This is a genomic window from Sulfitobacter rhodophyticola, from assembly GCF_041281685.2.
Taxonomy (GTDB): Bacteria; Pseudomonadota; Alphaproteobacteria; order Rhodobacterales; family Rhodobacteraceae; genus Sulfitobacter.
Window position 1 is genome coordinate 2456992 of record NZ_CP166251.2, and the last position, 26511, is coordinate 2483502.

General features: G+C 59.9%; 25 protein-coding genes. 10 read left to right on the forward strand and 15 right to left on the reverse strand.

Features of this window, described 5'->3' with window-relative positions; all coding sequences use genetic code 11:
* Positions 1-38: 38 nt before the first annotated feature.
* A complete protein-coding gene (locus AB4X18_RS13015; protein WP_370400495.1) occupies positions 39-380 on the forward strand; it encodes a carboxymuconolactone decarboxylase family protein in 342 nt (113 codons plus the stop codon).
* A gap of 12 nt (positions 381-392) precedes the next feature.
* Here AB4X18_RS13015 and AB4X18_RS13020 read toward each other — a convergent pair whose 3' ends face one another.
* From AB4X18_RS13020 to AB4X18_RS13030, 3 genes are read right to left on the reverse strand one after another with little or no spacing between them, the layout of a single operon-like run.
* A complete protein-coding gene (locus tag AB4X18_RS13020) occupies positions 393-1340 on the reverse strand; it encodes an SGNH/GDSL hydrolase family protein (RefSeq protein WP_370400496.1) in 948 nt (315 codons plus the stop codon).
* Complete coding sequence (locus AB4X18_RS13025; protein ID WP_370400497.1) at positions 1315-2739, reverse strand: MBOAT family O-acyltransferase; 1425 nt, start codon at positions 2737-2739, stop codon at positions 1315-1317. Before AB4X18_RS13025 ends, AB4X18_RS13020 begins: the two co-directional genes overlap by 26 nt.
* Positions 2740-2751: 12 nt before the next feature.
* Positions 2752-3744 carry a sterol desaturase family protein gene (locus AB4X18_RS13030; RefSeq protein ID WP_432816673.1) on the reverse strand — a complete coding sequence of 331 codons (993 nt, stop codon included), beginning with the start codon at positions 3742-3744 and terminating at the stop codon, positions 2752-2754.
* Between the two features lie 302 nt (positions 3745-4046).
* Between AB4X18_RS13030 and AB4X18_RS13035 the strand changes: the two genes are divergently transcribed.
* Together AB4X18_RS13035 and AB4X18_RS13040 are read left to right on the forward strand one after the other, a co-directional pair.
* Positions 4047-5045 carry a 2-dehydropantoate 2-reductase gene (locus tag AB4X18_RS13035; protein WP_370400499.1) on the forward strand — a complete coding sequence of 333 codons (999 nt, stop codon included), beginning with the start codon at positions 4047-4049 and terminating at the stop codon, positions 5043-5045.
* Entirely contained in the window at positions 5042-5683 is a 642-nt protein-coding gene (locus AB4X18_RS13040; protein WP_370400500.1) for a TetR/AcrR family transcriptional regulator, read from the forward strand. The genes AB4X18_RS13035 and AB4X18_RS13040 overlap by 4 nt, the downstream gene beginning before the upstream one ends.
* Here the strand turns inward: AB4X18_RS13040 and AB4X18_RS13045 are convergent.
* The 10 genes from AB4X18_RS13045 to AB4X18_RS13090 form a co-directional block, all read right to left on the reverse strand.
* Positions 5680-7338 carry an FAD-binding dehydrogenase gene (locus AB4X18_RS13045; protein WP_370400501.1) on the reverse strand — a complete coding sequence of 553 codons (1659 nt, stop codon included), beginning with the start codon at positions 7336-7338 and terminating at the stop codon, positions 5680-5682. The genes AB4X18_RS13040 and AB4X18_RS13045 overlap by 4 nt on opposite strands.
* Positions 7339-7350: 12 nt before the next feature.
* Positions 7351-8211 carry a bile acid:sodium symporter family protein gene (locus tag AB4X18_RS13050; RefSeq protein WP_370400502.1) on the reverse strand — a complete coding sequence of 287 codons (861 nt, stop codon included), beginning with the start codon at positions 8209-8211 and terminating at the stop codon, positions 7351-7353.
* A 159-nt stretch (positions 8212-8370) separates the two neighbouring features.
* On the reverse strand, positions 8371-9894 hold the full coding sequence (locus AB4X18_RS13055; protein WP_432816674.1) for a PAS domain-containing sensor histidine kinase: 1524 nt from the start codon (positions 9892-9894) through the stop codon (positions 8371-8373).
* 226 nt (positions 9895-10120) lie between these two features.
* Positions 10121-10300: a hypothetical protein gene (locus AB4X18_RS13060; protein WP_432816675.1), complete on the reverse strand. Its 180-nt coding sequence runs from the start codon at positions 10298-10300 to the stop codon at positions 10121-10123.
* A gap of 486 nt (positions 10301-10786) precedes the next feature.
* On the reverse strand, positions 10787-11176 hold the full coding sequence (mnhG, locus tag AB4X18_RS13065) for a monovalent cation/H(+) antiporter subunit G (RefSeq protein ID WP_370400506.1): 390 nt from the start codon (positions 11174-11176) through the stop codon (positions 10787-10789).
* Entirely contained in the window at positions 11173-11460 is a 288-nt protein-coding gene (locus AB4X18_RS13070) for a K+/H+ antiporter subunit F (RefSeq protein ID WP_370400507.1), read from the reverse strand. Before AB4X18_RS13070 ends, mnhG begins: the two co-directional genes overlap by 4 nt.
* The gene (locus tag AB4X18_RS13075) at positions 11457-11957 is read right to left on the reverse strand and encodes a Na+/H+ antiporter subunit E (RefSeq protein WP_432816676.1); all 501 of its coding nucleotides are present in this window, start codon (positions 11955-11957) and stop codon (positions 11457-11459) included. The genes AB4X18_RS13070 and AB4X18_RS13075 overlap by 4 nt, the downstream gene beginning before the upstream one ends.
* A gap of 1 nt (position 11958) precedes the next feature.
* Positions 11959-13515, reverse strand: a complete 1557-nt coding sequence (locus AB4X18_RS13080; RefSeq protein WP_432816677.1) for a monovalent cation/H+ antiporter subunit D — start codon at positions 13513-13515, stop codon at positions 11959-11961.
* On the reverse strand, positions 13512-13868 hold the full coding sequence (locus tag AB4X18_RS13085) for a Na+/H+ antiporter subunit C (protein ID WP_432816678.1): 357 nt from the start codon (positions 13866-13868) through the stop codon (positions 13512-13514). Before AB4X18_RS13085 ends, AB4X18_RS13080 begins: the two co-directional genes overlap by 4 nt.
* A 1-nt stretch (position 13869) precedes the next feature.
* A complete protein-coding gene (locus AB4X18_RS13090; protein WP_432816679.1) occupies positions 13870-16746 on the reverse strand; it encodes a monovalent cation/H+ antiporter subunit A in 2877 nt (958 codons plus the stop codon).
* Positions 16747-17105: 359 nt separating this feature from the next.
* Between AB4X18_RS13090 and AB4X18_RS13095 the strand changes: the two genes are divergently transcribed.
* From AB4X18_RS13095 to uvrC, 7 genes are all read left to right on the forward strand, one after another.
* Positions 17106-18071 carry an NADPH:quinone oxidoreductase family protein gene (locus AB4X18_RS13095; protein ID WP_432816680.1) on the forward strand — a complete coding sequence of 322 codons (966 nt, stop codon included), beginning with the start codon at positions 17106-17108 and terminating at the stop codon, positions 18069-18071.
* Positions 18072-18152: 81 nt separating this feature from the next.
* Positions 18153-19082, forward strand: a complete 930-nt coding sequence (locus tag AB4X18_RS13100; RefSeq protein WP_370400508.1) for an ABC transporter ATP-binding protein — start codon at positions 18153-18155, stop codon at positions 19080-19082.
* On the forward strand, positions 19079-19840 hold the full coding sequence (locus AB4X18_RS13105) for an ABC transporter permease (RefSeq protein WP_370400509.1): 762 nt from the start codon (positions 19079-19081) through the stop codon (positions 19838-19840). Before AB4X18_RS13100 ends, AB4X18_RS13105 begins: the two co-directional genes overlap by 4 nt.
* Before the next feature lie 83 nt (positions 19841-19923).
* Positions 19924-20721 carry a S49 family peptidase gene (locus AB4X18_RS13110; protein ID WP_370400510.1) on the forward strand — a complete coding sequence of 266 codons (798 nt, stop codon included), beginning with the start codon at positions 19924-19926 and terminating at the stop codon, positions 20719-20721.
* Positions 20722-20891: 170 nt separating this feature from the next.
* Entirely contained in the window at positions 20892-21836 is a 945-nt protein-coding gene (locus tag AB4X18_RS13115) for a calcium/sodium antiporter (protein WP_370402626.1), read from the forward strand.
* Positions 21837-21851: 15 nt separating this feature from the next.
* The gene (locus AB4X18_RS13120) at positions 21852-22631 is read left to right on the forward strand and encodes an SDR family oxidoreductase (protein ID WP_370400511.1); all 780 of its coding nucleotides are present in this window, start codon (positions 21852-21854) and stop codon (positions 22629-22631) included.
* Positions 22632-22919: 288 nt separating this feature from the next.
* On the forward strand, positions 22920-24788 hold the full coding sequence (gene uvrC / locus AB4X18_RS13125; protein WP_370400512.1) for an excinuclease ABC subunit UvrC: 1869 nt from the start codon (positions 22920-22922) through the stop codon (positions 24786-24788).
* Here the strand turns inward: uvrC and AB4X18_RS13130 are convergent.
* Together AB4X18_RS13130 and AB4X18_RS13135 are read right to left on the reverse strand one after the other, a co-directional pair.
* Positions 24718-25455 (reverse strand): hypothetical protein, encoded by a 738-nt coding sequence (locus tag AB4X18_RS13130; RefSeq protein WP_370400513.1) that lies wholly within the window; start codon positions 25453-25455, stop codon positions 24718-24720. The two genes, uvrC and AB4X18_RS13130, sit on opposite strands and share 71 nt — an antisense overlap.
* Positions 25455-26498, reverse strand: coding sequence for a GSCFA domain-containing protein (locus AB4X18_RS13135; RefSeq protein WP_370400514.1), 1044 nt, complete (start codon positions 26496-26498; stop codon positions 25455-25457). Before AB4X18_RS13135 ends, AB4X18_RS13130 begins: the two co-directional genes overlap by 1 nt.
* Positions 26499-26511: the final 13 nt, after the last annotated feature.

Here is a 26511-nt window from a genome sequence, read left to right on the forward strand (position 1 = left end):
CATCTCACGCGCGCGCAGATCAAAAGGAAAGAAGAAACATGAGCTGGAACACCTTCCTGAATGACACAATCGGACGCATCGGCATCCTGCAAAAGGAGACACCCGATATGTTTGCGGGATTCGATGCGATGGGGAAGGCGGCCAAGAAAACCGGGGCATTGGATGAAAAGACCAAGGAGCTGATCGCGCTGGGCATCGCGATTTCGACCCGTTGCGACAGCTGCATCGGGTTTCATGTCAAGTCGTTGGTGCGGTTGAAGACCACCCGTGCGGAACTGTGCGAAGCGCTTGAGATGATTGGCTATATGGGCGGTGGTCCGTCCATCGCCTTTGGGGCCAAGGCGCTTGAGGCCTATGACGAATTCACGCGCGGTGGATAACCGCCCGGCGGCTCATTCGTCGAAGCACAAATCCACCAAATCGGTATAAAACGCTTTGGCCCCGGCCACGTTCAGATGGTCGACATCCCGGAAAAGCGCATCTGAAGACACATGCGCGCGCGCGTCGACGTATCGCGCGCCCGTGTTTCCGGCCGTTTGCCGAAAGAATTCTGTCGCGCGTTGGTGGCCCGATTGTGCGTCTCGCGTTGTGGCCAGATACGCCCGGGTCACGGGAAAGCTTACCAGACATATGTCAGCGCCCTTCGCCCTCAGGAAATCGATCATTTCGGTATATCGGGCTTGGGCGGCCACCACCGCATCGGCCGGGCCAAGCGCGTGATATGTCAATCGGGTGCGCGCTTCCAACTGCTGTGCGCGATCGGGCAGCGCAGCGAAATCGCCCTGAGACAGAAGCGCGCCGTTTGGTGTTTGGTTGACCTTGGATTCCAGCGTGCCGAAACCTTCAAGGAAGGCCTGCCAATAGGCAACCAGTTGCGGGCGATGCCGTTCGGATGTGAGGTGGAGCAGTGGTGTGGACCCAGACCTGAATTGCGCGCCAGCAGGTTTTGACGATGCAAACAGGCGGTAGGCCGCAAAAAGATGCGGATCGGCTTGGATCACGACGCGCCCCGGCGTGCGGTCGGCGTAATGCAGACGGACCTTTGCAAACATGTCCTCGATGTTTTCGGATGGATAGGCGAGGTTGACGAAATCACCTTGCGCTGCAAATCCCCGTGCCACGTGGCTGTCGCCAAAGGCGGCATCGGCGTGCGTGGCGGTATGCAACAGGTCCAGATGACCCACCCGCGTATCCTGTGGGAGCACCTGCATGCGCACCAGCATCTCGGTCGCCGCCACAAGCAACAGCAGCGTCAGGACAAACCCCCGCAAAAGCACCAGCAGACCAGCCGGAGCAGGGGCGACCTGCGCGCGATCAGAACTGGAAATAGATGAAGGCATAGCTTCCACTCGCGTAGGTTTTGAAGACGGCAACGGCTGCCAGCGCACCAACCGCGCCATAGACCGCCTGATGGCTGACGAAGGCGGGCTGCCAGTCCTTGAAACGGGTGACGATCTGCACGCCGTTTGGCGCGAACCATGCCAGCAGCGCGGCCAGCAACAGCAACGCGGAAACCAGTGCCGTGTCGTTGAAAATTGCCAGTTCCATCGGCCGTGCGGCGCTACGGCCAGCCATTGCGGACAGGATGGCAAAGGCCTGATCGAAATCCTCTGCCCGGAAGAAGACCCATGCGACGACCACGCAGATAAAGGTCAGACAGACGCTGAAGGCGGGGGGCAGGCGGTAAGGGCTGAACCGTCGCCAGATGTGGTTGACGGTCAGGTAAAACCCATGCAGCGCGCCCCACACGATGAACTGCCACCCCGCGCCGTGCCACAACCCGCCCAGAAGCATCACAGCCCACAGGTTCGCATAACGGCGGACCGGGCCGCGCCGGTTGCCACCCAGGGGCAGATAGATGTAGTCGCGCAGGAAGATCGACAGCGTGATGTTCCAGCGCCGCCAGAAATCGATGATGTCGTAAGACTTGTAAGGGGATCGGAAGTTTTCAGGCAGCCGCAGTCCGAAGATCAGGCCAAGCCCGAGGGCCATATCCGCATATCCCGAAAAGTCGAAATAGATCTGGAATGTATAGCTCAGCATGCCCAGCCAAGCCTCGCCCATGCTGATCTCGACCCCCAGCGATTGCGCAAGGAAAAGCGCATCCGCGCCCACGCGCAAGGTGTCGGCCAACAGCACTTTCTTGCCCAACCCGATACAGAACAGCAGCGCACCCATGGTCACATCGCGGGTCAGGAAACGGGCGAAATTGGATTGCCCCAGTTGTGGGATCAACTCGCGGTGGTGGACAATGGGCCCTGCGATAAGCTGGGGAAAGAAAGTAACGAAAAACACATACTCCACCAACTTGCCCGGCTCCGCCTTGCGCTGATGAATGTCCACCAGATAGGCGATTTGCTGGAAGGTGAAGAACGAGATGCCAAGGGGCAGCAGGATCGTACCGACGCCGACGTGATTGCCCAGGATGGCGCTGACCATCTCTGCCAGAAAACCTGCGTATTTGAACCACGCCAAAAGCCCCAGGTTCAGCGCCACCGCCATCCCGGTGATCCACTTGTGCGGATTGGCGTGAATGCGCTGCGCAAAGAGGTAATTCAGCCCGATCGTCCCCACAAGCAGGACGACGTAAGGCGGGTAGTGCCAGCCGTAGAACACAAACGATGCCGTCGACAGAAAGATCAGTGCAGCATGTCGCCCAAGGCCGCGGTAGGCCAGTAGCGTACCCAGAACCGTCGCCGGCAGAAATCCGAACAGAAAGGGGAGAGAGGCGAAAAGCACGCGGGCCTCACATCACTCAGCGGGGAACTGTTTGCGCCGGAAGGGCCGCGTGACGATCCGCCAGATGTTCACACACGGGGTGACGTAGAGCCCGAACAGCGACCGGTATTCCGGCATCTCTTCCTCATCGATCCCGAACTTCACACGCTCCTCGAACTTGGGCAGGTAAAGCGTGCCGAACAGCGTGTCCCAGAAGGAGAAGATATGCCCGAAGTTCTTGTCGTAATGTTCGGGTGAGACGCTGTGATGTACCTGGTGCTGCGCCGGAGAGATGAAGATCTTGTTCCAGAAGTTGCCGTAGGAAATCCAGATATGGCTGTGACGCAGGTTATATCCCGCCGCCCGCCACAGCCAGATGCCGAACAGCGTGCCGAAGAAGTTGATGGGCATCAGGTTCAGACCAAACAGCAGCGTCCAGACCGCCGTCGCAATGCCAAGGAAAAGCGCCACGATCATTGCGCCAAATATGGCTTCCAGCGGATGCCGCCGCATGGCTGTTGCAGGTGTCATGACCTCTGCCGAGTGATGCACCTTGTGCAACTCCCACAAGACGGGAACCTTGTGCTTGAGGTAATGGGCGTAGCTGGCGCTGAAATCCCAGATCAGCATCAGGTAGATCGAATAGATGATCCGCTGGGTCAGGGACGGGCTGGCCTCTGTCGCCTGATGGCCAAGGACACCGGCGGTGCCGACGATGAATTCGGACACGATTGCGGGACTGAAGAAGGCGGAAATCGTGATGAAGAACAGCACGATCTGATTGATGAAAAAGACCCAGTAATCCAGCTTGGCCGATCCATGCAGAAAGACCCGCTTGGGAAACAGCAGCGCCACAAGGCGGCGGGGTTGCAGATTGCGCCAGCCCGTTTTCCGCGACAAACGTGTTGCCACGATGATGCCCGCGATCAGAAGGGCAATCAGCATCGAAATCGGGCCGAAAAAATGGCCGGGGTTAAGGAATAGCGCGCCGGTCTGCTCCCAGACCATGGCGAGAAAGGATTTCATCTGTTCCATGACAATCTTAGCCCTGCAGCGTTGTTTTATACGTCCAGCGCTATCGGTCGAATTGGGCGGCATTGTGGCGTCGCCGTGGACATTCAGCGGGGAATTGAGTGATTTATGCCTGATCCCCTCCAATTCGCGCCGCCATACCGCATCCGGTCCGTCGGCCGCTGCCACGCCTGCGAAAGGGGCCAAACCGGGGCTGCGATCCTTGTGCGAAATCGACGCCCACCCTGAAACAGAATATATTTCTGATTTAGGCAATTTGCGCTAGGTTGATGCCGGTGCAGGCAGGGGGGCGGAACGTGAATCTGGTGGTATTGGGGTCAGGTGCGATCGGGTGTTGGGTTGGTGCGTCCTGGAACACCGGTGTGCGCGCCGCAGGCGGGAATGTAACCCTGATTGGCCGTGACGCGACACTTGAAGCCTTGAACAACGCGCCGCTGCGGCTGTCGGAGCAGGGAGCGGCGGAGCGAACTGAAGACGCGCTGACGCTGACCACCGACCCGGCCGCGCTTGCAGGCGCGGATGTCATTGTGCTGGCGATGAAATCCCATGCCCTGACAGCAGCGATGGCGCAGATTGAAGCCCATGCGCGCGCAGATGCGGTACTGATTTGCCTGCTCAATGGCATCGCCCCGGTTCGTGACCTGCGCGCACGCTTCCCTGACCGTAAGGTGGTTGCGGGCATGGTGCCGTTCAATGTGGTCTGGACCGCGCCGACGCATCTTCACCGGACTGGCACCGGACAGATCGCGGTTGAGCGTCACCGCGTGACCGAATGGCTTTCTAAGAGCGGTGCCGATATTGCCCTGCACGATGACCTGACACCGCTCCAGCACGGCAAGCTGCTGTTGAACCTTGTGAACGCGGTCAATGCGCTTGCGGGCGTGCCGCTTTACCAGATGCTGGCGGACCGGGGTTACCGCCGGGTCTTTGCGGCGTCCTTGGCAGAGGCGCTGGCCGTCTACGACAAGGGTGGCATCGACTGGGCGCAGGTCGGGCCGAACAGCCCGCGAATGGCTTACCGGATGCTGCGCGCCCCGAACTGGCTGTTCCGTTGGGCCGTGCTGCGGCGGCAGGGGTTGGATCGCCGCTCCATGACGTCGATGGCCGCGGATGTTCAGGCAGGCCGACCCACCGAAATCGATACCATCAACGGAGAGATCACCCGCCTTGGCGCGCTACACGGCGTACCCACACCCATCAACCAATGCCTTGTCGACCTGATCCGCGCGGTCGAGCAGGGCGCGCGCCCACCGGCGCTGTCAGCCGAAGCCTTGCAACGAGAGGTGGGTCTTTGAACGATCTGACCTTCGGACCCTTGCGCAGCCGGGACACCCCCCGCCAGGCCCGCGCGGTCGCCCGTGTGCATGCGATCCTGCATGCCACCGCCGACATCCTTGGCACCCGCGCCCCGCAGGAGCTGACCACGACCGCCATCGCGGCACATGCGGGCATCCCGGTCAGTTCCATCTATCGATATTTCCCCACGCTGGAGGACCTGCTGCGCGAACTCTATCTGCAAACCGCAGGTGAACTGCGCGAAAAGCTGTTCGCCATCTTCACTGACACACAGGCCCACCCCCGCTGGCAGGATCGCCTGCATGCCGTTGTCGCGACACAGCGCGATTATCTCGCGCGGCATCCCTATTATCGCCCGCTCCTGATCCTGTTCATGGTCAATCGGGGTCCGCTCGCGGTGGAGGACGAAGAACACGACGAACTGGTGACGTTCCTGCATGACCGCTGGTCACAGGGCGGGGATGGCTTTCACGGTGGCGATGCGCGGGTGGTGGCCAACACCACCATCCAGATCGCACTGGCCATGGAGGACTTGATTGCTGCCCAAAAAGATCGCGATGCATCGCGTCCCTATTCGGCGGCCCTGTCCGAGGTGCTTGAAGGGTATCTGTCAGCCTACCTCAGCAACGATTCCTAGGCGATGGTATCGGATCGCCCGGCCTGCCTGCCCGAAAAGATGCACCCGCCCAGAAACGTTCCCTCCAGCGCGTTATACCCGTGGTATCCCCCGCCGCCAAACCCCGCGACTTCGCCCGCTGCGAAAAGGCCTGGGATCGGCTCCCCGGTGGCATTCAGCATCTGGCTGTTCAGGTCGGTCTGAAGGCCCCCCAGCGTCTTGCGGGTGATGATGTTGAGCTTCACACCAATCAGCGGCCCGTTCGCCGGATCAAGGATCTTGTGAAGCTTCGCCGTGCGCTGGAACTTGTCCCCGCGATAATTCCGCGCGGCATGGATCGCCATGATCTGCGCGTCCTTGGTGAAGGGATTGTCGACCTGCGCGTCGCGGGCCTTGATCTCCGCCTCGATCTTGTCGAGCGGTAGCAGGCTGTTGCCTTCCATCGCGTTCATCTTGCCGACGAGGTCTTCAAGCGTCTTGGCAACCACGAAATTCTCGCCGTGTTCCTTGAACGCTTCCACTGCCGGTGTGGCCCGCTTGTTCAGGATGCGCTGCTTTAGCACCTCCTTCCAACTCTTCTGCTCAAAGTCGGGATTCTGTTCTGACCCGGAAAGCGCGAATTCCTTCTTCACGATCTTCTGCGTGGTGATGAACCACGAATAGTCGTACCCGGTGTCCAGGATCATCTTCAGCGTGCCAAGACTGTCAAAGCCGGGCAGGGCAGGCGGCGCGAAACGGTTGCCGGTGGCATCAAACCACATCGAAGACGGGCCGGGCAGGATACGAATGCCGTGGTTGGGCCAGATCGGGTCCCAGTTTTTCACCCCTTCGGTATAGTGCCACATCCGGTCATTGTTGATCAGGTTGCCGCCCGCCTCCTGGCTGATGCCGACCATGCGGCCGTCCACATGGGCAGGAACGCCCGCAATCATTTCCTTGGGCGCCGGGCCAAGACGTTCGGTGGGCCATGACTGCCGCACCAGATCAAAGTTCCCGCCGATGCCGCCGGACGTGACGATGACAGAAGGTGCGCGCAACTCGAAATCTCCCACTACATCGCGATTGGTGGATTGCCCGCGCAGCGCGCCGTCGGGGGCAAGGATTTCTCCGGCCACGCCCTTGGCGGCGCCATTTTCCATGATGATGTTCGAACACCTGTGACGGAATTTCAGCGTGATCCGCCCCGCTTTCTCATGCGCGCGCACGCGCCGCTCAAACGGTTCCTGGGTGCCGGGGCCCACGCCCCACGTCAGGTGAAAGCGCGGCACCGAATTGCCGTGCCCCGACCCAAAGCCGCCGCCGCGTTCCGCCCAGCCGACAATCGGGAACCAGCGCATGCCCATGTTGTAGAGCCAGTTGCGCATCGGTCCTGCGGCGAAGTCCACGTAGGCTTCGGCCCATTTGCGCGGCCAGTGGTCTTCGGGGCGGTCGAATTGCGCCGACCCCATCCAGTCCTGCATCGCCAGCGCGCGGCTGTCCTTGATCCCCATCCGCCGCTGTTCGGGCGTGTTGATCAAAAGCAATCCGCCCAAAGACCAGAATGCCTGCCCGCCCAGAAACGCCTCTGGTTCCTGATCGATGATGGTGATGGATTTGCCCCGGTCGGCAAGCTCCGCCGCCGCGACAAGGCCCGACAGCCCGCCGCCGACGATGATGACATCTGATGTCTGATCCATGCGGAGCGCTCCTTAATCCATGCGCCGAAAGATGAAAACGGCTGGAATGACGATGAGATACATCAGGATACCATAGACCGCTGCGGGCAGGGCATAGGGGCTGAAACCACTGGTGCTGCCCACCACGATGGCGGCAACGGTGATGCCCAACGTGCTGTTCTGAACGCCCGTTTCGATGGAAATGGTCTTTGCCTCTTTCCTGGTCCGGCCCAGCACGAGCGGGGCCAGAAAGCCGATGGCAGTCAGGACGATCAGCATAGTGAGAAGCGCCGGACCGATGGTCGCAAGGTTTTCGACAAACAGACCCCAATTGCCTGCCAAGGCCGCAACCACGATGATTGCGAACAGGAAGACGGCAATGCGGCTGATGGCAGGTTCCACCGCCATGATGGCGTTAGGAAAAAGCGTCCGAAGGATCAGACCCAGAACGATGGGGACGACTGTCAGGGCAAACATGGTGGTTGCCGTGGCCGTGATATCCACCGGCGGCGCGCTGTCGCCCATGAAGGTGTTGACCGCAAAGCTCAGGATCAGCGGCACGGTGATCATGCTGGTCAGACTGATAACGGCGGTCAATGAAACCGAAAGCGCCACATCGCCCCGCGCCAGTCTTGATATGATGTTGCTGGTCACACCGCCCGGACAGGCAGCAAGGATCAGAAAGCCGACGGCGATTTCAGTGGTCAGTCCGAAAATCAAGATGATGACATAGACGACGACCGGCAGCAGGATCACCTGATGAAAGGCGCCAACCGCAAAGGCCAGCGGCCGCTGACCGACCCGCAGGAAGTCCGCCACCGTCAGGCCGATCCCCAGTGAAAACATGATGAACGCCAGACCAAGCGGCAGTACCACCGCAATAAGAAAATCCATGAACCCCTCCCAGAGCACTGCTTTCGGCATTGCGGCGAAAACAGAATAAAATTCCGTTTACTGCAGGTCGCGTGCAAAAACCAGTGATTTGTAACGTAAGAACGCAGTGGTTGGGAAATGATTGTGCAAGCGTTTGATCTTGCTTGATCAAGGGTCAGCTCAGGACGCTTTCTTGAGCCCGTTTGAACCCTCTGTGGCAGGATGTGGCAGGATCACCTGAACGGTCGTGCCTTGGCCTTCGTCGCTTTCCAGCACCACCTGACCGTTGTGATGATCCACAATTGCCTTGACGATGCTCAGCCCCAAACCAGTGCCACGCCGTTCTGTCCGGCCGTTCTTGGCTTGGGTGAAACGCTCAAAGATCGTGGATTGTGCGGACTTGGGAATGCCGACGCCGAAGTCCTGAACAGACATGACGACACCTTTGTCTGTTGCCTCAAGGATCGCATGCACTTCGTCCCCGCTCCGCGAGAATTTCGCGGCGTTGGACAGCAGGTTGTTGAGAACCTGCAACATGCGATCCGGGTCGCAATGCACTTTCAAACCAGCGTCGAAACCCTTTGGGACGACCTTCACACCGTATTGCGCCAGATAGGAATCATTGGCGATCAGTGCCTCTGAGAACAACTGCCCGGCATCGTAATCGCGCATCTCGAAAATCATCTTGCCGGCGGCGATCTTGTCCAGTTCCAGCATGTCGTTGACGATCAGGACAAGCCGTTCGGAATTGCGATGGGCAATTTCCAGAAGGTTGCGGGTTTTCTCCGAAAGTTCGCCCGTGGCGCCTGACAGAACAAGGCCAATGCCCCCCTTGATGGATGTCAGGGGGGAGCGTAGTTCGTGGCTTACGGTTGCCGTGAATTCATCCTTGGCTTTCTCCAGTGCGACGCGCTCCGATATGTTGTGACGGATACAGGCAAAGCGTGCGCTGCCATCGGGACCCTGCATCAGCTGCACGGTGTTCTCGAAGGTGTCACCGCCCAGCGCTTCCATGAACCGTACCTCGTTCACTGCGCCGTCCAGCAGGGGGCGCACCTCCTGCTCGAACGCGGTCCGGTCGAAGTCAGGGTGGGCAGCCATCAAGGTCTTGCCCGTGAAGTCCGCGGTGGTCCAGCCAAAGCGGCGCATCGCCGCGACGTTCATATAGGCATAGCGCAGGTCGGACGCCTCCAGAACAAAGATTTCATCCTGCATCATGTGCAGCGCGCGGTACATGTCCTTTTCGGACTGGGATTGCTTGCTGGCCGTGATGTCCGTGCGGATGGAGATGGTTTTGACATGGGTGCCGTCACTATCGAGGATCGGACAGATCGTGGCGCGCACCCAGACGGTGCTGCCATTCTTGTGCTTGAGCCGCTGTTCACCGCTCCAGCTTTCGCCGTGCTTCAACATGTCCCGGATTTCCGTGAACATGCTGGAATTCACGTCGGCATAGATATCGCCGATTTCGCGGCCCACAAGCTCGCTTTCCTTGTATCCCAGCGTGTCCTGAAAACGCGCGTTGCAGCCCAGCAGAATACCGTCTGCGGTCGCGGTGCTGACGATGGAATGGGCATGCATGGCCGCGCGTTCGTGGGCCATGCGGGATTTGTCGTTCAGAAATCCACTGTGGATGGGTGTCAGGCCGATCTTGCGCAAGCAAAGCCTGATAAACCTGTTCAGCTTGATCTTCATCTGCCTCATGCACCTGGCTCTTGACCGTTTCTGATCGGCAGCTTAACCGGCAAATCCCGTCGAATTGACGCTCGCTTAGAGGCTTTATTGAGAAGGTTTTCGTTTATCCGGCACATTCTTGCCGAACTCGTTAATTCCGGAATGCGCTGAAACTCGAGGTTCAATTCAACTGTTCCGCAACGCCGTCGGCGGTGCCGCAAGAATGGGTCGGGTCAGCTTCTTTTGACGGTGGAATTCAGCGCAGGAGGGCCGCAAAACCAAACAGCAGGATCGGGGTCACCATCGCCACGCAAAGACAAATGATGTAATCGCGCCGTGCTTTGCGCGCGGCAAGGACCTCAGGGGAAAGCCTGTTGGCGGACACACTGTCGTGGGCCAGGGTTTCGCCATTATACGGCGCGCTCGAACTCATCACTCAACTCTCATACACGTGCAAAAATGCACAAAATCGGAAAGAAAAAGGGGGTCGCACCGGCAGACTTGGCGCGACCCGCCCTTACTCGTTACTTAATTACTTTCAGCCAACGGTCAGGAAACGGCAGCAGTCTAAAATATGGTCACTGGCCTTGAACAAGGTCACTGGTACTGAAATCTCTGGCCTTCAAACGTCGCAGTTAATATTCACCAAATTTGTTACGATTTCGTGATCAACTCAATTGATTGAAAGCGTTCATTTTCCGGATATTGATTCACCTATGACGGGTGATTTGATTACCCTTCAAAGTAGAAACAGTTGGCGATTTTTGCCTTTGCAGACGCCCAATTGTTGACGCAAAAGAAATCATGCACCCCAATAAGGAGCGTTAAGCCTGCGGTCCACAATCCGATGGGTTGCGACTCACCCATTGCGGTTTTGCCAATGGAACCAACTTTCAACGCAGGCTGCCGAGGAACGGCGGCCCTAAGGCCGGGTTGATTCAAGCAGCTTCTCATCGGCTTCTGGCAGGTTCAGCGTTGACCAGGTTTCATCCTCGATCGGCTTGGGTGGCGTATCGCAGGCGCGCCTGTGAATGTGCACCTTGGCAATGAAGTTTGCTGAAATCGGTGCAGTCACGAACAGAAACGCCATGATCAGCAGTTCATGGAGCGACCCTTCCGCAAACACATAGGAATGCCCGATCGACGCGAGCAGCAATGCACCGATCCCGATCGTGCCCACCTTCGTCGGCGCATGCAGGCGCACCATTGAATCATTGAACCGCAACAGACCGATGGTGCCGATGATGGCGAAGGCCCCGCCAATCAGCAGGCAGGCCGCAACCGCATAGATGCTGAAGATCTCAAGGGTCATTCGATAATGTCTCCTCGCAGGATGAACCGTGCGTAGGCCACGGTTGAGATGAACCCGAGCATGGCAATGATCAGCGTGACTTCGAAATAGATGCGGCTGCCTTGCGCGATGCCCAGAAGGACGATCAGGCCGATGGCGTTTACGGTCATGGTGTCGATGGCCAGAATGCGGTCCCCGGTGGTGGGCCCGATGACAAGGCGCAGCATCGACAGCACCTGTGCCACGGCGACCAGAACAAAGGCGATCAACAGCGCCAGGTCGAGGAAGCTTGTTGCAGCGCTCATGCGAAAATCTCCTTCAGGCGGCGTTCGTATCTGTGTTTGATTTCATCCCGCACCGCGTCCGGGTCGGGCGCGTCCAGCGCATGCACCAGCAGGCTGTGCCCCTCGTCCGACAGGTCTGCCGATACGGTACCGGGCGTCAGCGTGATGGTTCCGGCAAGGATCGTGATCGCTTCGGGCTGGCGCAGGTCCAATGGCACCACGACCCAGGCAGGCCGCAGTTTCGAATTCGGTCGGGTCAGCACAATCCAGGCAACCTGCACATTGGCCACAAGGATGTCCCAGATCACAACAACCATGTAGGACAGCATCCGCCCTGCATGAAACTGCACCGGACGGTCCGGCCAGAATTGCGCGGTCAAACGCGGGATCAGTATGCCGAGGATCAGGCCGAACACGGCCATCCCGGCGGAGAATTCGTTCTGCAGAAGGATCCAGACCGCGGCCATCAGCAACGTGAGCAGGGGATGCGGAAATAACCATTGGTATGCGCGTCTCATGTCAGTGGTCCTCCTCTTTGGCCTTGGTATCGGCGTCACTCAGCTTTCCCGGCGTCTCAAGAACGACGGTGATATAGGCTGTGGGCGAAAACAGCTGTTGCGCCGTGGCGGTGGCATACCGGTATGCCGGTCCTGCGAAGATCGTATGGGCCACCAGCAACGCGATCAGGCCGCCCACCGCGACAAACGACAAGGTGTCGGGCGCAGGAAAAACCTCGGCATCGGCTTCCGGCTCCACGCTGCGGGACTTCCAGAAGATCGTGCTGCCCGCGCGGGCAAAGCCCACGACGCTGATCAGGCTTGCCGACAGCACCACCGCCCAGATCCAGCGCATGTTGTCCTGTGGAAAGGCCGCGTCGAGGATCAACAGCTTGCCCACGAAACCAGACAGCGGGGGCAGGCCCGCCATCGCGATGGCCGCGACAAAGAACATGCCTGCGGTGCGCCGCCCCCCTGCAAAGAACGGTTGCGCTGTCAGCCGCAGATCACCGCGCCCGTGCGCCACCAGATCGGTGATCAGGAACAGCGAAGCAGCAGCGAAGGTGGAATGCACGATATAGTAAAGCGCCGCTGCGATACTTTCGGGCGTGAACAGGGATGTGGTGACCATCACCATACCCATCGACCCGATCACCGAAAACGCAACCAGCCGGTCCAGTTTCCGCGCCGCCAGCACGCCGATCATGCCCAGCGCCAGCGACACAAGCGCCGCAGGCAGCAGCCATACATCATGCAGACCAGCCGTCACCGCAACGCCGGGTCCGAAAATCAGCGTGTAGACCCGGATGATCGCATAGGCCCCCACCTTGGTCATGATGGCGAAAAGCGCGGCGACAGGGGCAGGCGCTTCGGCATAGCTGGAGGGCAGCCAGAAATGCAGCGGCACAAGGGCGGCCTTCACTGCAAACACCATCAACAGCAGCACCGCCGCCAGACGGATGCCCACGGTCTCCTCAGGATCGACGCTGGCCAACCGCTGTGACAGATCGGCCATGTTCAGCGTGCCAGTCTCGGCATAGATGGCACCAAGCGCGAACAGGAAAAGCGTCGACCCCATCAGATTGAACAGGACGTACTGCACACCCGCCCGCAGCCGGGCATTGCCGCCCGCGTGGATCATCAGACCGTACGACGCGATAAGCAGGACTTCGAAGAAGACAAAAAGGTTGAACAGGTCGCCGGTCAGGAACGCCCCCATGATGCCCATCAGCTGGAACTGGAACAGCGCGTGGAAGTGCCGGCCGCGCGTGTCCCATCCCGACCCGATGGCATAAAGCAGGACAAACAGGCCCAGCACCGCCGTCAGCAACACCATCAGCGTGCTCAGCCGGTCACCGACCACCACGATGCCAAAGGGTGCGGCCCAGTCGCCCAGCCGGTACATCAGGACAGTGCCGTCAGACGTCTGCCATGCCAGACTGGCCGCAAGCGCAATCAGCGCCAGCACACCGGCGACGGAAAACACCCGCTGGATGCCCACGTGATACCGCGCGGCCAGCACGATGAAGGGGGCCAGAATGGCGGGCAGGACGACGGGCAGAATGATCCAGTGGGTCATGGCGTATCTCCCCCCACCGGTGTGTCGGGATTGGGGATCGGATCATCCACGTGATCATCATCGGCCCCCAGATAGGCCCCCAGTGCAATCATCACCACGACGGCGGTCATCCCGAAGGAGATCACGATCGCCGTCAGTACCAGCGCCTGTGGCAGCGGATCGGTATAAACCTCCGCATCCGTCAGGATCGGCGGGGCAGAGATGGTCAAGCGACCGGAAGCAAACAGGAACACGTTCACCGCATAGGTCAGCAAGGACATGCCCAGAATGACCGGGAAGGTCCGCAGGCGCAGCACCATATAGGTCCCTGCCGCCGTCAGGATGCCAATGGCAGAGGCCACGAGAAATTCCATGTCAGGCCCCTCCTTCCAATGGTTTGACCGGTGGTGCGGGATCATCCCGCGAGGGATCGATGTCCATCGCATAATCGCTGTCGGTTGCATGGGCCCGACGCGCAAGGCGCGAAAAGCTTTCCAGTGACAGCATGACGGCACCCACCACGGCAAGGAACACCCCCACGTCAAACAGGGCGGCGGTGGCCAGTTCGAACTCCTGAAACGGCGGGATCCGCACGTAGGTGAAATCGGACGTCAGGAAGGGTTTGCCAAAGAACCACGATCCAACGCCTGTCAACCCCGCGATCAGCACGCCCGCGCCGATGATCCCGTGATAGGGGTAGCGTTGCCGCGCCGTGGCCCAGGCAAAACCGCTGGCCATGTACTGCATCACCACCGCAATCGACACGACAAGGCCTGCGATGAACCCGCCGCCGGGTTCATTGTGGCCGCGCAGGAAGATGTAGAAGCCGACCATAAGCACCACGGGCATCATCACGCGGGTCAGGACAACCATCATCATCGGGTGCATGTCGCCTGCGCGCGGCTGATCCGGTGTGCGGTTCAGCAGGCGCGCGCGCACCGGACCGCTCAGCAGGGTTTCGGTCAGCGCATAGATCAGCAGGGCGGCGATGCCCAGCACGATGATCTCTCCGAAGGTGTCAAAACCCCGGAAATCCACAAGGATCACGTTAACCACGTTGGTGCCGCCACCCCCTTTATAGGAATTGGCAAGGTGGAATTCGGAGATGGGCGTCTGTACGGCGTCGCGCAGCAGAAAGTGGTACGACATTGCCATCGCCCCCGCACCCAGTCCCAGCGCCACCGCACCGTCGCGCAGACGCCGCAGCGTTGTGCTTTCCACCGGGGTCTGGTTCGGCAGGAAATTCAGCGCCAGCAGCAGCAGGATGATCGTGACCACCTCAACCGTGATCTGGGTCATCGCAAGGTCCGGCGCGCTGAAGAACACGAAACCGACCGAAACCATAAGCCCGATGATACCGATAAGGATCAACGCCAGCAGACGATTGCGGTGCAGGGTGACCAGCCCCACTGTGGCGGCGACAAGCATCGCCCAGCCCGCGGTCTCCACCGGTCCGGCCGGTTGCACGCTGCGGGTGGCGGGCCCAACCGTCCCGGTGGCCCATGCGTGATAACCAACGGCCAGCACCGTAACGCTCATGATCGCGGCATAGCGGGTGAAGGCACCATTGTGTAACCCATGGGTAACCTTGCGTGCGATATTCACAACCCCCGCAATAAGCGCGTCGAAGATCGTTTTCGCCTCGGGACGCGGGGTCGTCTCCCACGCCCGAAGAAGCGGCGCGTAGATGAACATCAGCAGCAGGCCGCCGACCACGGCGATGATCGACATGTAAAGGGCCGGCACGAGGCCATGCCAGATCTTGAAGTAAGCCTTGGGCACCTCGGCAGCCTGTCCCAGAACCGAAGCTGTCACGGTCTTGACAAAAGGCTCGGCCAGAAACGGCGCGCAGCCGATGACGATGACCGGTATGATCAGCAGCGCGGGGGGCAGCCAGAGCCCCGCGCCGGGGTCATGCGGGGCGGCGGGATAATCGTCGCGCTTTGGACCAAGAAAGGTATGCCCGATCAGACGAAAGCAATACGCCGCCGAAAAGAGCGACCCGACCGTCGCAAGCGCGGGGACAAGCCAGGGATTGTCGAACAAAACCGTATGATTGGCTTCCTCCAGCATCATCTCCTTGGACAGGAAGCCGTTCAGGAAGGGGATGCCCGCCATCGACAGCGCGCCCAGTGTTGCAATGGTGAAGGTGATCGGCATCAGGTGCCGCAGCCCGCCCAACCGCCGGATGTCCCGCGTGTGGGTTTCGTGATCGATGATCCCCGCAGACATAAAAAGCGCGGCCTTGAACGTCGCGTGGTTGAGGATGTGAAACATCGCGGCCATCGCACCAAAGGCCGTCCCGGTGCCCAGCAGCATCGTGATCAGCCCCAGATGCGACACCGTGGAAAAGGCCAGCAACGCCTTGAGATCATGCTTGAACAGCGCGATCACCGCACCCAGCACCATGGTGATCAGGCCCGCCGTGGTGACAAGCACGAACCATTCCGGCGTGCCCGACAGCACCGGCCACATGCGCGCCATCAGGAATATCCCCGCCTTCACCATCGTGGCGGAGTGCAGGTAGGCCGACACCGGCGTAGGCGCGGCCATCGCATGGGGCAGCCAGAAGTGAAACGGGAACTGCGCGGACTTGGTAAAGCAGCCCAGCAGGATCAGGATCAGTGCGGGCAGATAAAGCGGGCTTTCCTGTATCAATTCACGGTTTTGCAGGATCACGCTCAGGTCATAGCTGCCCACGATCTGGCCCAGCAGCAGCATCCCACCAATCATGGCGAGCCCGCCCATGCCGGTCACGGCAAGCGCCATGCGGGCGCCTTGCCTGCCTTCCGGCAGGTGCTTCCAATATCCGATCAACAGGAAGGACGACAGGGAGGTGAGTTCCCAGAAGATAAGCAAAAGCAGTATGTTATCGCTCAGAACGATCCCGACCATCGCGCCCTGAAACAGCAGAAGATAAGTAAAGAATTCGCCCATGTGATCTTCACGGGCGAGATAGAAGCGTGCGTAAGCGATGATCAGCAAACCGATGCCAAGGATCAGCGCGGCAAAAAAGAAGCCAAGCCCGTCCAGCATGAAAGTCACGTTCAGACCCAATGCGGGCAACCAGTTGACGCCAGTCTGGACGACCTCCCCGGCCAGCACTGCCGGCGCGTTGGTCAACAGCCCCACAAGGGCGGCCAGCGTGATGGTGAAGGTGACACCGGCGCAGGCTTGCCTGCCGGCCTGGTTCATCATACCCGGAAGCAGCGCGCCCAGGAAGGGCAGGGCGACGATAAGGAAGAGGGACACGCGAACTCCTGATCTTTGGGTTTTTGACGTCGCACATATCTGGGTGAATTCGCGGGGTTTCTCAAGGGAAACCGGACAATCGGGCCACAAATCTGCATTCAGTTACGAAACACGCGCGGTGAAGTCAGGGTGAGAATCTCGGCGACGTATAAAGAAGTGCAGGGTCGCGGTTTTGCGCATGCTGCAGCAATGCAGAATCGTGACAGTTTGACGCGGGGCGCTGCGGCGAAAATCGGCGCGGCTTCTTGGTGGTCGCGCGACAGTTGCGCCTTTTGGCAAGGGCAAAGCGCCGACAAGCTCTTGCCAAGCCGGGCCACCTTGGGCCATGTGGCCTTTCCCGATCCAAGGAGACGACCCCAATGCGCGCGATGCAACTGACCGCTTACGACGCCCCGCTCGAAATGCGGGAAGTGGACATGCCCCAACCCGGTCCGGGCGAGGTTCGCATACGGGTGGAGACCTGCGGGCTGAATTTCGGGGATACGCTGATCATCAAGGGAACCTATCAGGAAAAACCCCCCTTGCCTGCAACACTGGGGATGGAATTGGCGGGGACGGTCGACGCTGTGGGCGAAGGGGTCACCGGGCTTAGCGAAGGCAATCGCATCGCGGCCTATTCCGGCTTTGGCGGGCTGGGTGAATACGCCTGTCTCCCAGCCGAGATTTGCGTGCCGATCCCGGACCAGATGTCGGCGGTGGATGCGGCCGCTTTCCTGATCGCCTATGGCACCAGCCATGTGGGGCTCGACTACAAGGCGCATCTGAAACCGGGGGAGCGGTTGTTGGTGCTAGGGGCCTCCGGCGGGGTGGGCCTCACGGCGGTAGAATTGGGCAAGTTGATGGGCGCGGAGGTCATCGCCTGCGCGCGCGGCAAGGCCAAGCTGGAGATTTGCCGCCAGATGGGCGCGGATCATCTGATCGATTCCGAAGCGGATGACATTCGCGAAGCGGTCAAGGCGCTGGGCGGTGCCGATGTCGTCTATGATCCGGTGGGCGGGGCGCAATTCAAGGCCGCGCTGCGCGCCTGCAACCCCGAAGCGCGTTTGTTGCCGCTTGGCTTTGCTTCCGGCGAAGTGCCGCAAATCCCGGCCAATATCGTGTTGGTCAAGAACATATCCGTGATCGGGTTTTACTGGGGCGGTTATGCGAAGGTAAACCCGAATGTGCTGACCGATAGTTTCAAGGTGCTCTTCGACTGGTATGTGTCGGGCAAGCTGAAACCCCATGTCAGCCATGTGCTGCCGTTGCAGGACGCGAACGAAGCGCTTGATCTGTTGCGCAGTCGCAAGGCCACGGGCAAGGTTGTGGTCGAAGTGCAGGCATGACCTGCATCTGTGCACAGGCAGTGGCGGTTGACATCGCGGTTGCCACTCTAGACTCCTGACAATCCTAACAAAGGCCACGACATGTCCGATATCGTCCGCATCCATGATCTGCGCAAATCCTATCAGGATGGCTTCGAGGCGCTGAAAGGAGTGACACTGGACATACGCGAAGGCGAGATCCTTGCGCTTCTGGGGCCGAACGGTGCGGGTAAAACCACTTTGATCTCAACTGTCTGCGGGATCACCACGCCGACGTCGGGCAGTGTGCAGGTAGGCGGGCACGATATCCTGAACGATTACCGCGCGGCCCGGCAGATGATCGGGCTGGTCCCGCAGGAAATCAACCTTGAACCCTTTGAAACGGTATTCAACACGGTGCGCTTTTCGCGTGGGTTGTTTGGCCAGCCATCCGACGACGCGGCGATTGAAAAGGTGCTGCGGCAATTGTCGCTGTGGGACAAGAAAGACAGCCAGATCAGGGCGCTTTCGGGCGGCATGAAGCGCCGGGTTCTGATTGCCAAGGCGCTGGCGCACCATCCGCGTGTGTTGTTTCTGGACGAACCCACAGCCGGTGTGGACGTGGAGTTGCGCAAGGACATGTGGCGGGTTGTGGCAGATCTGAAAGCCGATGGCGTGACCATCATCCTGACCACCCACTACATCGAAGAAGCCGAAGCCATCGCCGACCGTGTTGGCGTGATCGCGGGTGGTGAATTGATGTTGGTCGAGGACAAGTCGACCTTGATGGCGCGCATGGGGCAAAAAGAACTCGAAGTGCAATTGACCGAACCGATCAGTGAAATCCCCGAAAGCCTGCGCGCGGAGACCCTTCGCCTGTCCGAAGATGGCGGTGCATTGATCTATACCTACGACACAAAGAGCGAACGGACAGGCATTACCAAGTTATTGTCCAATGTCGCGGAGGCCGGTCTGGTGCTGCGGGACGTGGTGACACGGCAATCCAGTCTGGAAGAAATTTTCGTCACCCTCGTGAAGGAGGACGCGGCATGAACTGGATGGCAGTCCGCTCTATTTTCAGGTTCGAAATGGCGCGGTTCTTTCGCACCATTGCGCAAAGCTTTCTGGCGCCGGTGATCTCGACGTCCCTGTATTTCGTGGTGTTCGGCGCAGCCATCGGCAGCCGCATCCAGGAGGTCGAGGGCGTCAGCTATGCGGCGTTCATCGTGCCGGGCCTGATCATGCTGACGGTGATCACACAGTCGATCTCAAACGCGTCCTTCGGCATCTATTTTCCCAAGTTCATCGGGACGTTCTTTGAACTGCTGTCCGCCCCGATCAGTTTCATCGAGATCGTCATCGGCTACGTGGGGGCGGCAGCGCTGAAGGCACTGATCATCGGGGCGATCATTCTGGTCACCGCCTTTTTCTTCGTTGATTTCAGCATCCAGCACCCCATTGCCATGGTGGCGCTTCTTGTACTGACCACGATCAGCTTCGCGTTGTTCGGCTTTATCCTTGGCATCTGGGCGGGGAACTTTGAACAGTTGCAGATCGTGCCGCTGCTGATCGTGACGCCCTTGGTCTTTCTGGGTGGGTCGTTCTATTCGATCACCATGCTGCCGCCATTCTGGCAGGCGATTTCGATGTTCAATCCGGTGGTCTATCTGATCTCGGGCTTCCGGTGGGCGTTTTACGGCACCGCGGATGTGCCGATCCTGACCAGCCTGCTGGCCATCGGGTTGTTCACGGCCCTTTGCCTTGGTGTGATCTGGTGGATCTTCCGCACCGGTTGGCGCATCCGGCAATGATCACCCCGTGGCGGAAAAACACGGCGCGCAATAAAGCAAAGGACCGCCTTGTTTGCCGGGCGGCACCGCTCTACATCTGACGGATGAACAATTGGCTGCCCTTCCTTAAATCTGACCCGACTGTTGCCGTGATCCGCCTTGCTGGCATGATCGGTGCGCAGGGGCGTGGTGCGTTGAACGATGCCGTGCTGGCCCCGGTGATTGAAAAAGCCTTTACCAAGGGCAAACCCGTTGCCGTCGCGCTGGAGGTGAATTCCCCCGGTGGCAGCCCGGTTCAATCCTCCCTTATCGGGGCGCGCATCCGAAGGCTGGCTGAAGAAAAAGACGTGCCGGTCATTGCATTTGTGGAAGATGTCGCAGCGTCTGGTGGGTACTGGCTGGCGGCAGCAGCGGATGAGATCTATGGCGATCCGTCGTCGGTCGTGGGATCCATCGGGGTGATCTCCGCGTCTTTCGGGCTGCATGAGTTCATCGAAAATTATGGGGTGGAACGGCGGGTCCATACGGCTGGCAAGTCCAAAAGCATGCTCGACCCGTTTCGTCCCGAAAACCCCGACGATGTGGAGCGACTGAAAGGTCTGCTTGAAGACATTCACTTGAATTTCAAGGAACACGTCAGCGCGCGTCGCGCGAATAAGTTGCCCGAGGACAAGGATCTGTTCACGGGCGAGGTTTGGCTGTCGCGCCGTGCCGCCGAACTGGGTCTGATCGATGGTATCGGCCACCTGCGCCCGATGATGAAGGAGCGCTTTGGCGACAAGGTGAAATTCCGCCGGTACGGTGCAAAGCGCGGGCTGCTGGCCCGCTTTGGGGCGCGGATGGTGCAGGATGCCGTTCAAGGCATCGAGGAGCGGGCGGCCTTCGCGCGCTTCGGTCTGTAAGACATGATCCTGAAGGTCGTCCTTCTGTTTCTGGTGGTCATGGGCACACTTGCGTGGTTTGGCAAGATGCACTGGATCGGTGGCAAGCGTTTCAGGCAGACGAAGTGCCGCGCCTGCGGGCGTCACCGGATCGGCAAGGGTCCCTGTCCCTGTGGGGGAAAGACCTGATGCTGATGCCGTGGCTTTTGTCCGGCGTGGGGCTGGTGATGTTGCTTCTGGCGGGGGACGCGCTGGTCAAGGGGGCGGTGAACCTGTCGCTGCGTTTGGGTGTCCCCGCGATGATCGTCAGCCTGACGATCGTGGCCTTTGGCACCTCTGCCCCTGAACTGCTGATCTCGATCGAGGCGATATTGGATGATGCGCCCGGTATCGCCTTGGGCAACGTGGTCGGCTCCAACACGGCGAACATCCTGCTGGTGCTGGGTGTGCCCGCGCTGCTGGCCACGATGCATACGTCCGAATGTGACACGCGCAAGAATTTCAACGTGATGATCGCCGCGTCGTTGCTGTTCATCTTGCTCGCATTCCGGGGCGTATTCGACTGGATTGCGGGGCTTGTCCTGCTGGGAGGACTGGCATACGTCCTAGGGACGGCGTTTATCGAAGCGCGGGGCTATCGCAGGGCCTGTGCAGGTGACGATGAAGAACCTGAAGGCGCAGACCCCGACATGCCCAAGTGGCAGATCGCGGTGTTCCTTGTTCTGGGCCTGATCGGCCTTCCCCTTGGCGCGAGCCTGCTGGTGGAAAACGCTTCAATCATCGCACGGGCTTACGGGATCAGCGACACGGTGATCGGGCTGACGCTGGTGGCGATCGGCACGTCCCTGCCTGAGCTTGCGACCACAGTCATGGCCGCGCTCAGGCGTCAAGCGGATGTGGCGCTGGGGAATGTGATTGGATCGAACATGTTCAACCTGCTGGCCATCATTGGTATTGCCAGCTTTGTCGGACCGATCAGTGTGGATCCCGCGTTTCTCCGGTTCGACCTGTGGGTGATGTTGGCGGCGTCGCTGCTGTTGATCCCCTTCGTCTATATGCGCCGCGACATCACGCGGATCGCGGGCATTGGCTTGACCGCGACGTATGTGCTCTATCTTTGCGTCGTGTTGGCGTGATCTGAAAGGCAAGACATGGCACGGGCATTGGTGACGGGAGCAGGGCAGCGCCTTGGACAAGCAATGGCGGTATATCTGGCGCGGTCTGGTTTCGATGTCGCGGTACATTACGCCCATTCAGCCGACGGTGCCGCGAATACCGTGAAAGCGATCACCGCAGAAGGCCGCCATGCTGTTGCGCTGCAAGCCGATCTGCTGGAGGAGGACGCCACGCAGGCCCTGTTGCCCGCCGCGGCAGAGGCATTGGACGGGCCGGTCACCTGCCTGATCAACAACGCGTCAATCTTCGAATATGACACCGTCGCCAGTGCCACGCGGGACAGTTGGGACAGGCATATGGGCAGCAATCTGCGCGCGCCCTTCATCCTGACGCAAGCCTTGGCAGCGCAGGGGCTTGTGGCTGAGGCCGACAGCGCCGGAGAGCCGGTCGCGACCGGACTAATTGTCAACATGATCGACCAGCGCGTGCGCAAACTGACCCCTGAGTTCATGACCTACACGCTCGCAAAGATGGGGCTTTGGGCGATGACGCAGACCACGGCGCAGGCGCTGGCACCAGCGATCCGGGTCAATGCCATCGGGCCGGGGCCGACCCTGCAGGGTGCACGGCAAAGTGCGCAACATTTTGCGGACCAACGTGCCAATACCGTATTGAAACGCGGTGCAAATCCGGACGACATCACCGCCGCGCTTGGCTACTTTCTGGACGCGCCAGCCGTCACGGGACAGTTGATCTGCGTGGACGGTGGCCAGCACCTGGGATGGGAGACCCCGGACGTGCGCGGGGTAGAGTGACAGGCCGACTGGACAGAAGTTTTGCACGTGGCTTAACACTGATTAAGTCTTCGTTACAAAAGTGCAGTATTATCAGTGCATTGCAAAAATGAAATAAAAATACTGAGTAGAAACAACAGCTTGAATAACTGCCTAAAAAAGAGGCATTTTAACGAAGTGTCCTGAGAACAAGGGTTTTTTCTGAAAGGACCGAAGTTATAGGCAAGGTTATCCACAGTCTTGGTGGACTGAAAGACCCTTGCCATTCGAGGTAGGATAACGAACGCGAATCTAGAGGCTGAGCAGGGCATGACGACCGCTTCCACTGACATACCGCCATTGGGCCATGAGGTGATCCAGGGATACCTCAAGACGATCGACAGCTCTCCGGGCGTGTACCGGATGCTCGATGCGGAAAGCCGTGTGCTTTATGTCGGCAAGGCGCGCAACCTGCGGGCGCGGGTCAGCAATTATGCGCGCCCTTCGGGACATTCGGCGCGCATCGCACGGATGATCGCGAACACGGCCTCCATGATGTTTCTGACCACCAAGACGGAAACCGAGGCATTGCTGCTGGAGCAGAACCTGATCAAGCAGCTCAAGCCAAAGTTCAACGTGCTGCTGCGCGACGACAAGAGCTTTCCCAACATCCTTGTCACGGCCGATCATGATTACCCGCAGATCAAGAAACACCGTGGCGCAAAGAAGGAGAAGGGGGCGTATTACGGACCCTTCGCCAGCGCGGGCGCGGTGAACCGGACGCTGAACCAGTTGCAACGGGTGTTTCTGCTGCGCGATTGTTCGAACGCGATGTTCGAAAGCCGGACGCGGCCCTGTTTGCAATATCAGATCAAACGCTGCTCCGCGCCATGCGTGGGCAAGATCAGCCCCGAGGAATATCGCCAGACCGTCAAGGATGCGGAACGCTTTCTGTCTGGCAAGAAGACCGACATTCAGGCGCGGCTTGCGACAGAGATGTCGCGCGCGTCAGAGGAGATGGAGTTTGAAAGGGCGGCCGCCCTGCGCGACCGCATCAAGGCGCTGACGCAGGTGCAGACCGCACAGGGGATCAATCCCAAAGGCGTGACGGAGGCCGATATCATCGCGCTTCACATGGACAGCGGGCAGGCCTGCGTCCAGGTTTTCTTCATCCGCGCCAATCAGAACTGGGGCAACAGGGACTACTATCCGCGTGTCGGCGCAGACGTGGATGCAGCAGAGGTGCTGGAGGCCTTCATCGGACAGTTCTACGACACCCGCGAACCGGCGCGTCAACTGATCCTCAGCAATGAGATTGAGAACCCCGATCTGATGGCTGATGCCCTGACCGGCAAGCTGGGCCGCAAGGTGGAACTTCTGGTGCCGCGTCGGGGTGAAAAGGCCGAACTGGTCGACGGGGCGCTGCGCAATGCGCGCGAAAGCCTTGCGCGCAAGATGGCGGAAACCGCGACGCAGGCCCGGCTGATGAAGGGCCTTGCGGACGCCTTTGACCTGCCCGAACCACCCGAACGGATCGAAGTCTACGACAACTCCCACATTCAGGGCGCCCATGCGGTGGGCGCGATGATCGTCGCGGGACCGGAAGGCATGCTGAAGAACCAGTATCGCAAGTTCAATATTCGCGGCGATGAACTGACACCCGGCGATGACTTCGGGATGATGAAAGAGGTTCTGACGCGGCGCTTCAAGCGGCTGATCAAGGAAGACCCGGACCGCACCGAAGGCATGTGGCCGGACCTGTTGCTGATCGACGGCGGCGCGGGTCAGGTCAGTGCGGTACGCGAGATCATGCGGGACTACGGGGTTGAGGATATCCCTATGGTCGGCGTGGCCAAGGGCGTGGACCGCGATGCCGGCAAGGAGGAATTCCACCGTACCGGGCAGCGGCCCATGGCGCTCAGGCACAATGATCCGGTGTTGTATTTCGTACAGCGCCTGCGCGACGAGGCGCACCGCTTTGCAATCGGGACGCACCGGGCGAAACGCGCGAAGGCGGTTGGGGCGACACCGCTTGATGACGTGCCGGGCGTCGGTGCTGCGCGCAAGCGCGCGCTCTTGGCGCATTTCGGGTCGGCCAAGGCGGTAGGGCGCGCAAACCTGAGCGACCTCAAAGCGGTGGAGGGGGTGTCGGATGCATTGGCGGAGACGATTTATGCGTTTTTCCATGAACGCGGATAGCCCCGACAATCCGTAGGGCCACATCGCGTTTGAGCGCGTCGAAAACCTGACTGCCCGCCCGGGTGTTCAGATGCCCCTTGTCGTGATTGGGATGCTGCACCGGGTCAGGCTGCGCCCCCTGCCAGTCCGCGGAACCTTCATAGCACTCCGGCTTTGGGGTCCAGTTGATTGTGTAGATGCTCGATTTCAGGTGGGCGATTGCATGTCCCGCGCACCCTTCGACCAGTCGGGTGGCGACCTGCGTATCCACATCCTTGAAGGTGTCAGCGGCACGGTTGAGGCTGATGGGCTTGGGGATCAGGATAATTCGATCCGCTGGCATGACACGCGCGATCGCACGGGCCAGACGCACCGCGCGGGTCTGGTGTACCCGCTCATCAATATGCGCAGACAGATAGGCGTCGCTGAACCGATGCACGCGGACCGGTAGCAGGGCCACCGGTTCGGCCAGATCCGCGTAGACATAGACAAGGTCAAACCGCCGCAGGTCCGCGCCATCTTCGCAGTGGCGATAAAGCTGCGCACCGGTCAGCCGTCCATCCCGGGTAACGGTGATCTGGTCAAAGTGCTTGTCCTGCGCCGCGGCAAGGGCAACGTTGCGGTGCCGCCGGACACGGTGAAGCAGCGCGCCGGTCTGGCTGTTGCCCACGATCAGAACCTCAACCATCAGTGCATCCCCCTTTCGTTTGCCAGCAGCGCGTCTTTGCAGATGATATGTGCAGACTTGTCTGGTTGTGCTGTGGGGGTTTGGGCGCCAGCGTGCCCGTCAAAGAAATGCTCCATTACGAATTCCACCCCGGTCCGTGTGATATCGCGCTGGTTCGGCTCAAAGAAACTGGCACGAAAGGCGGGGGAGGACAGGATTTCATACGCCGGGAAATAGTCCACGTGCGGCAATTGCTGTACCAGTTCGCCGCAGACCGCGCGCAGGACGGATTTGGAATAGGTCGTGGCGGGGATCACGTGCTGACCGCTCATCGTGGCGCTCAGAGGCACGGGAGAGACGGAGAGGACAAGACGCAGCTTGGGGTTCATCCGGCGCATGATCTTGATCGCGTCCCACAGGCTTTCGAGGGTTTCGGCGAAACCGAGGTTATCAAAGCCATGGGTGTCCGGGTCGAACTGGCCCCCGGCATGGCCGGGACAAAGCGGATATTCGTACCCCTGTTGCAGGTGCCGCCACCTTTCAGTCTGTCCGAGGGTAAGAACAAACACCCGTGCCTTGCGGATACTGGTGGCAAATGCGTCGATCGTCGTTTGGCGGCTCCGCTTTGCTTCGTCCATACTGGCAAAACCCTGCGGTTCAATCGAGGGGCGGAAGGGATCATGAAACCGACCTGCGGCGTTCCAGAATGCATCGGGCGGGGTTATGTCCCCAACGGCCCAGCGGACCCATTGCAAAAGCAGTGTCGTGGTATCGATGCGCCCGGTGCGTGCCGAAAACACGCCGTAGTGGAAGGCGCGGTTCGTCTGCGGCGATTGGCCTGCGCCGGGTTCCGCATTCAGCCAGTTGTAATCACGCGCACGCAGGGCACGGCCCAGATGCTGTGCAAAACAGGAACCATAGGTCGCGACCGGCATTTTCGGTCCGATGGAAAACTTTGGCGTCCATAGGTCGGCAATATCAAACAGGCTGCGCGCGTTGACAGCGTTTTTCCAAAACGCGCGGTCGGCCAGATCGGCATAGGGTGTCGGCAGGGGGCGGTTCACGGGCAGTCAGCCT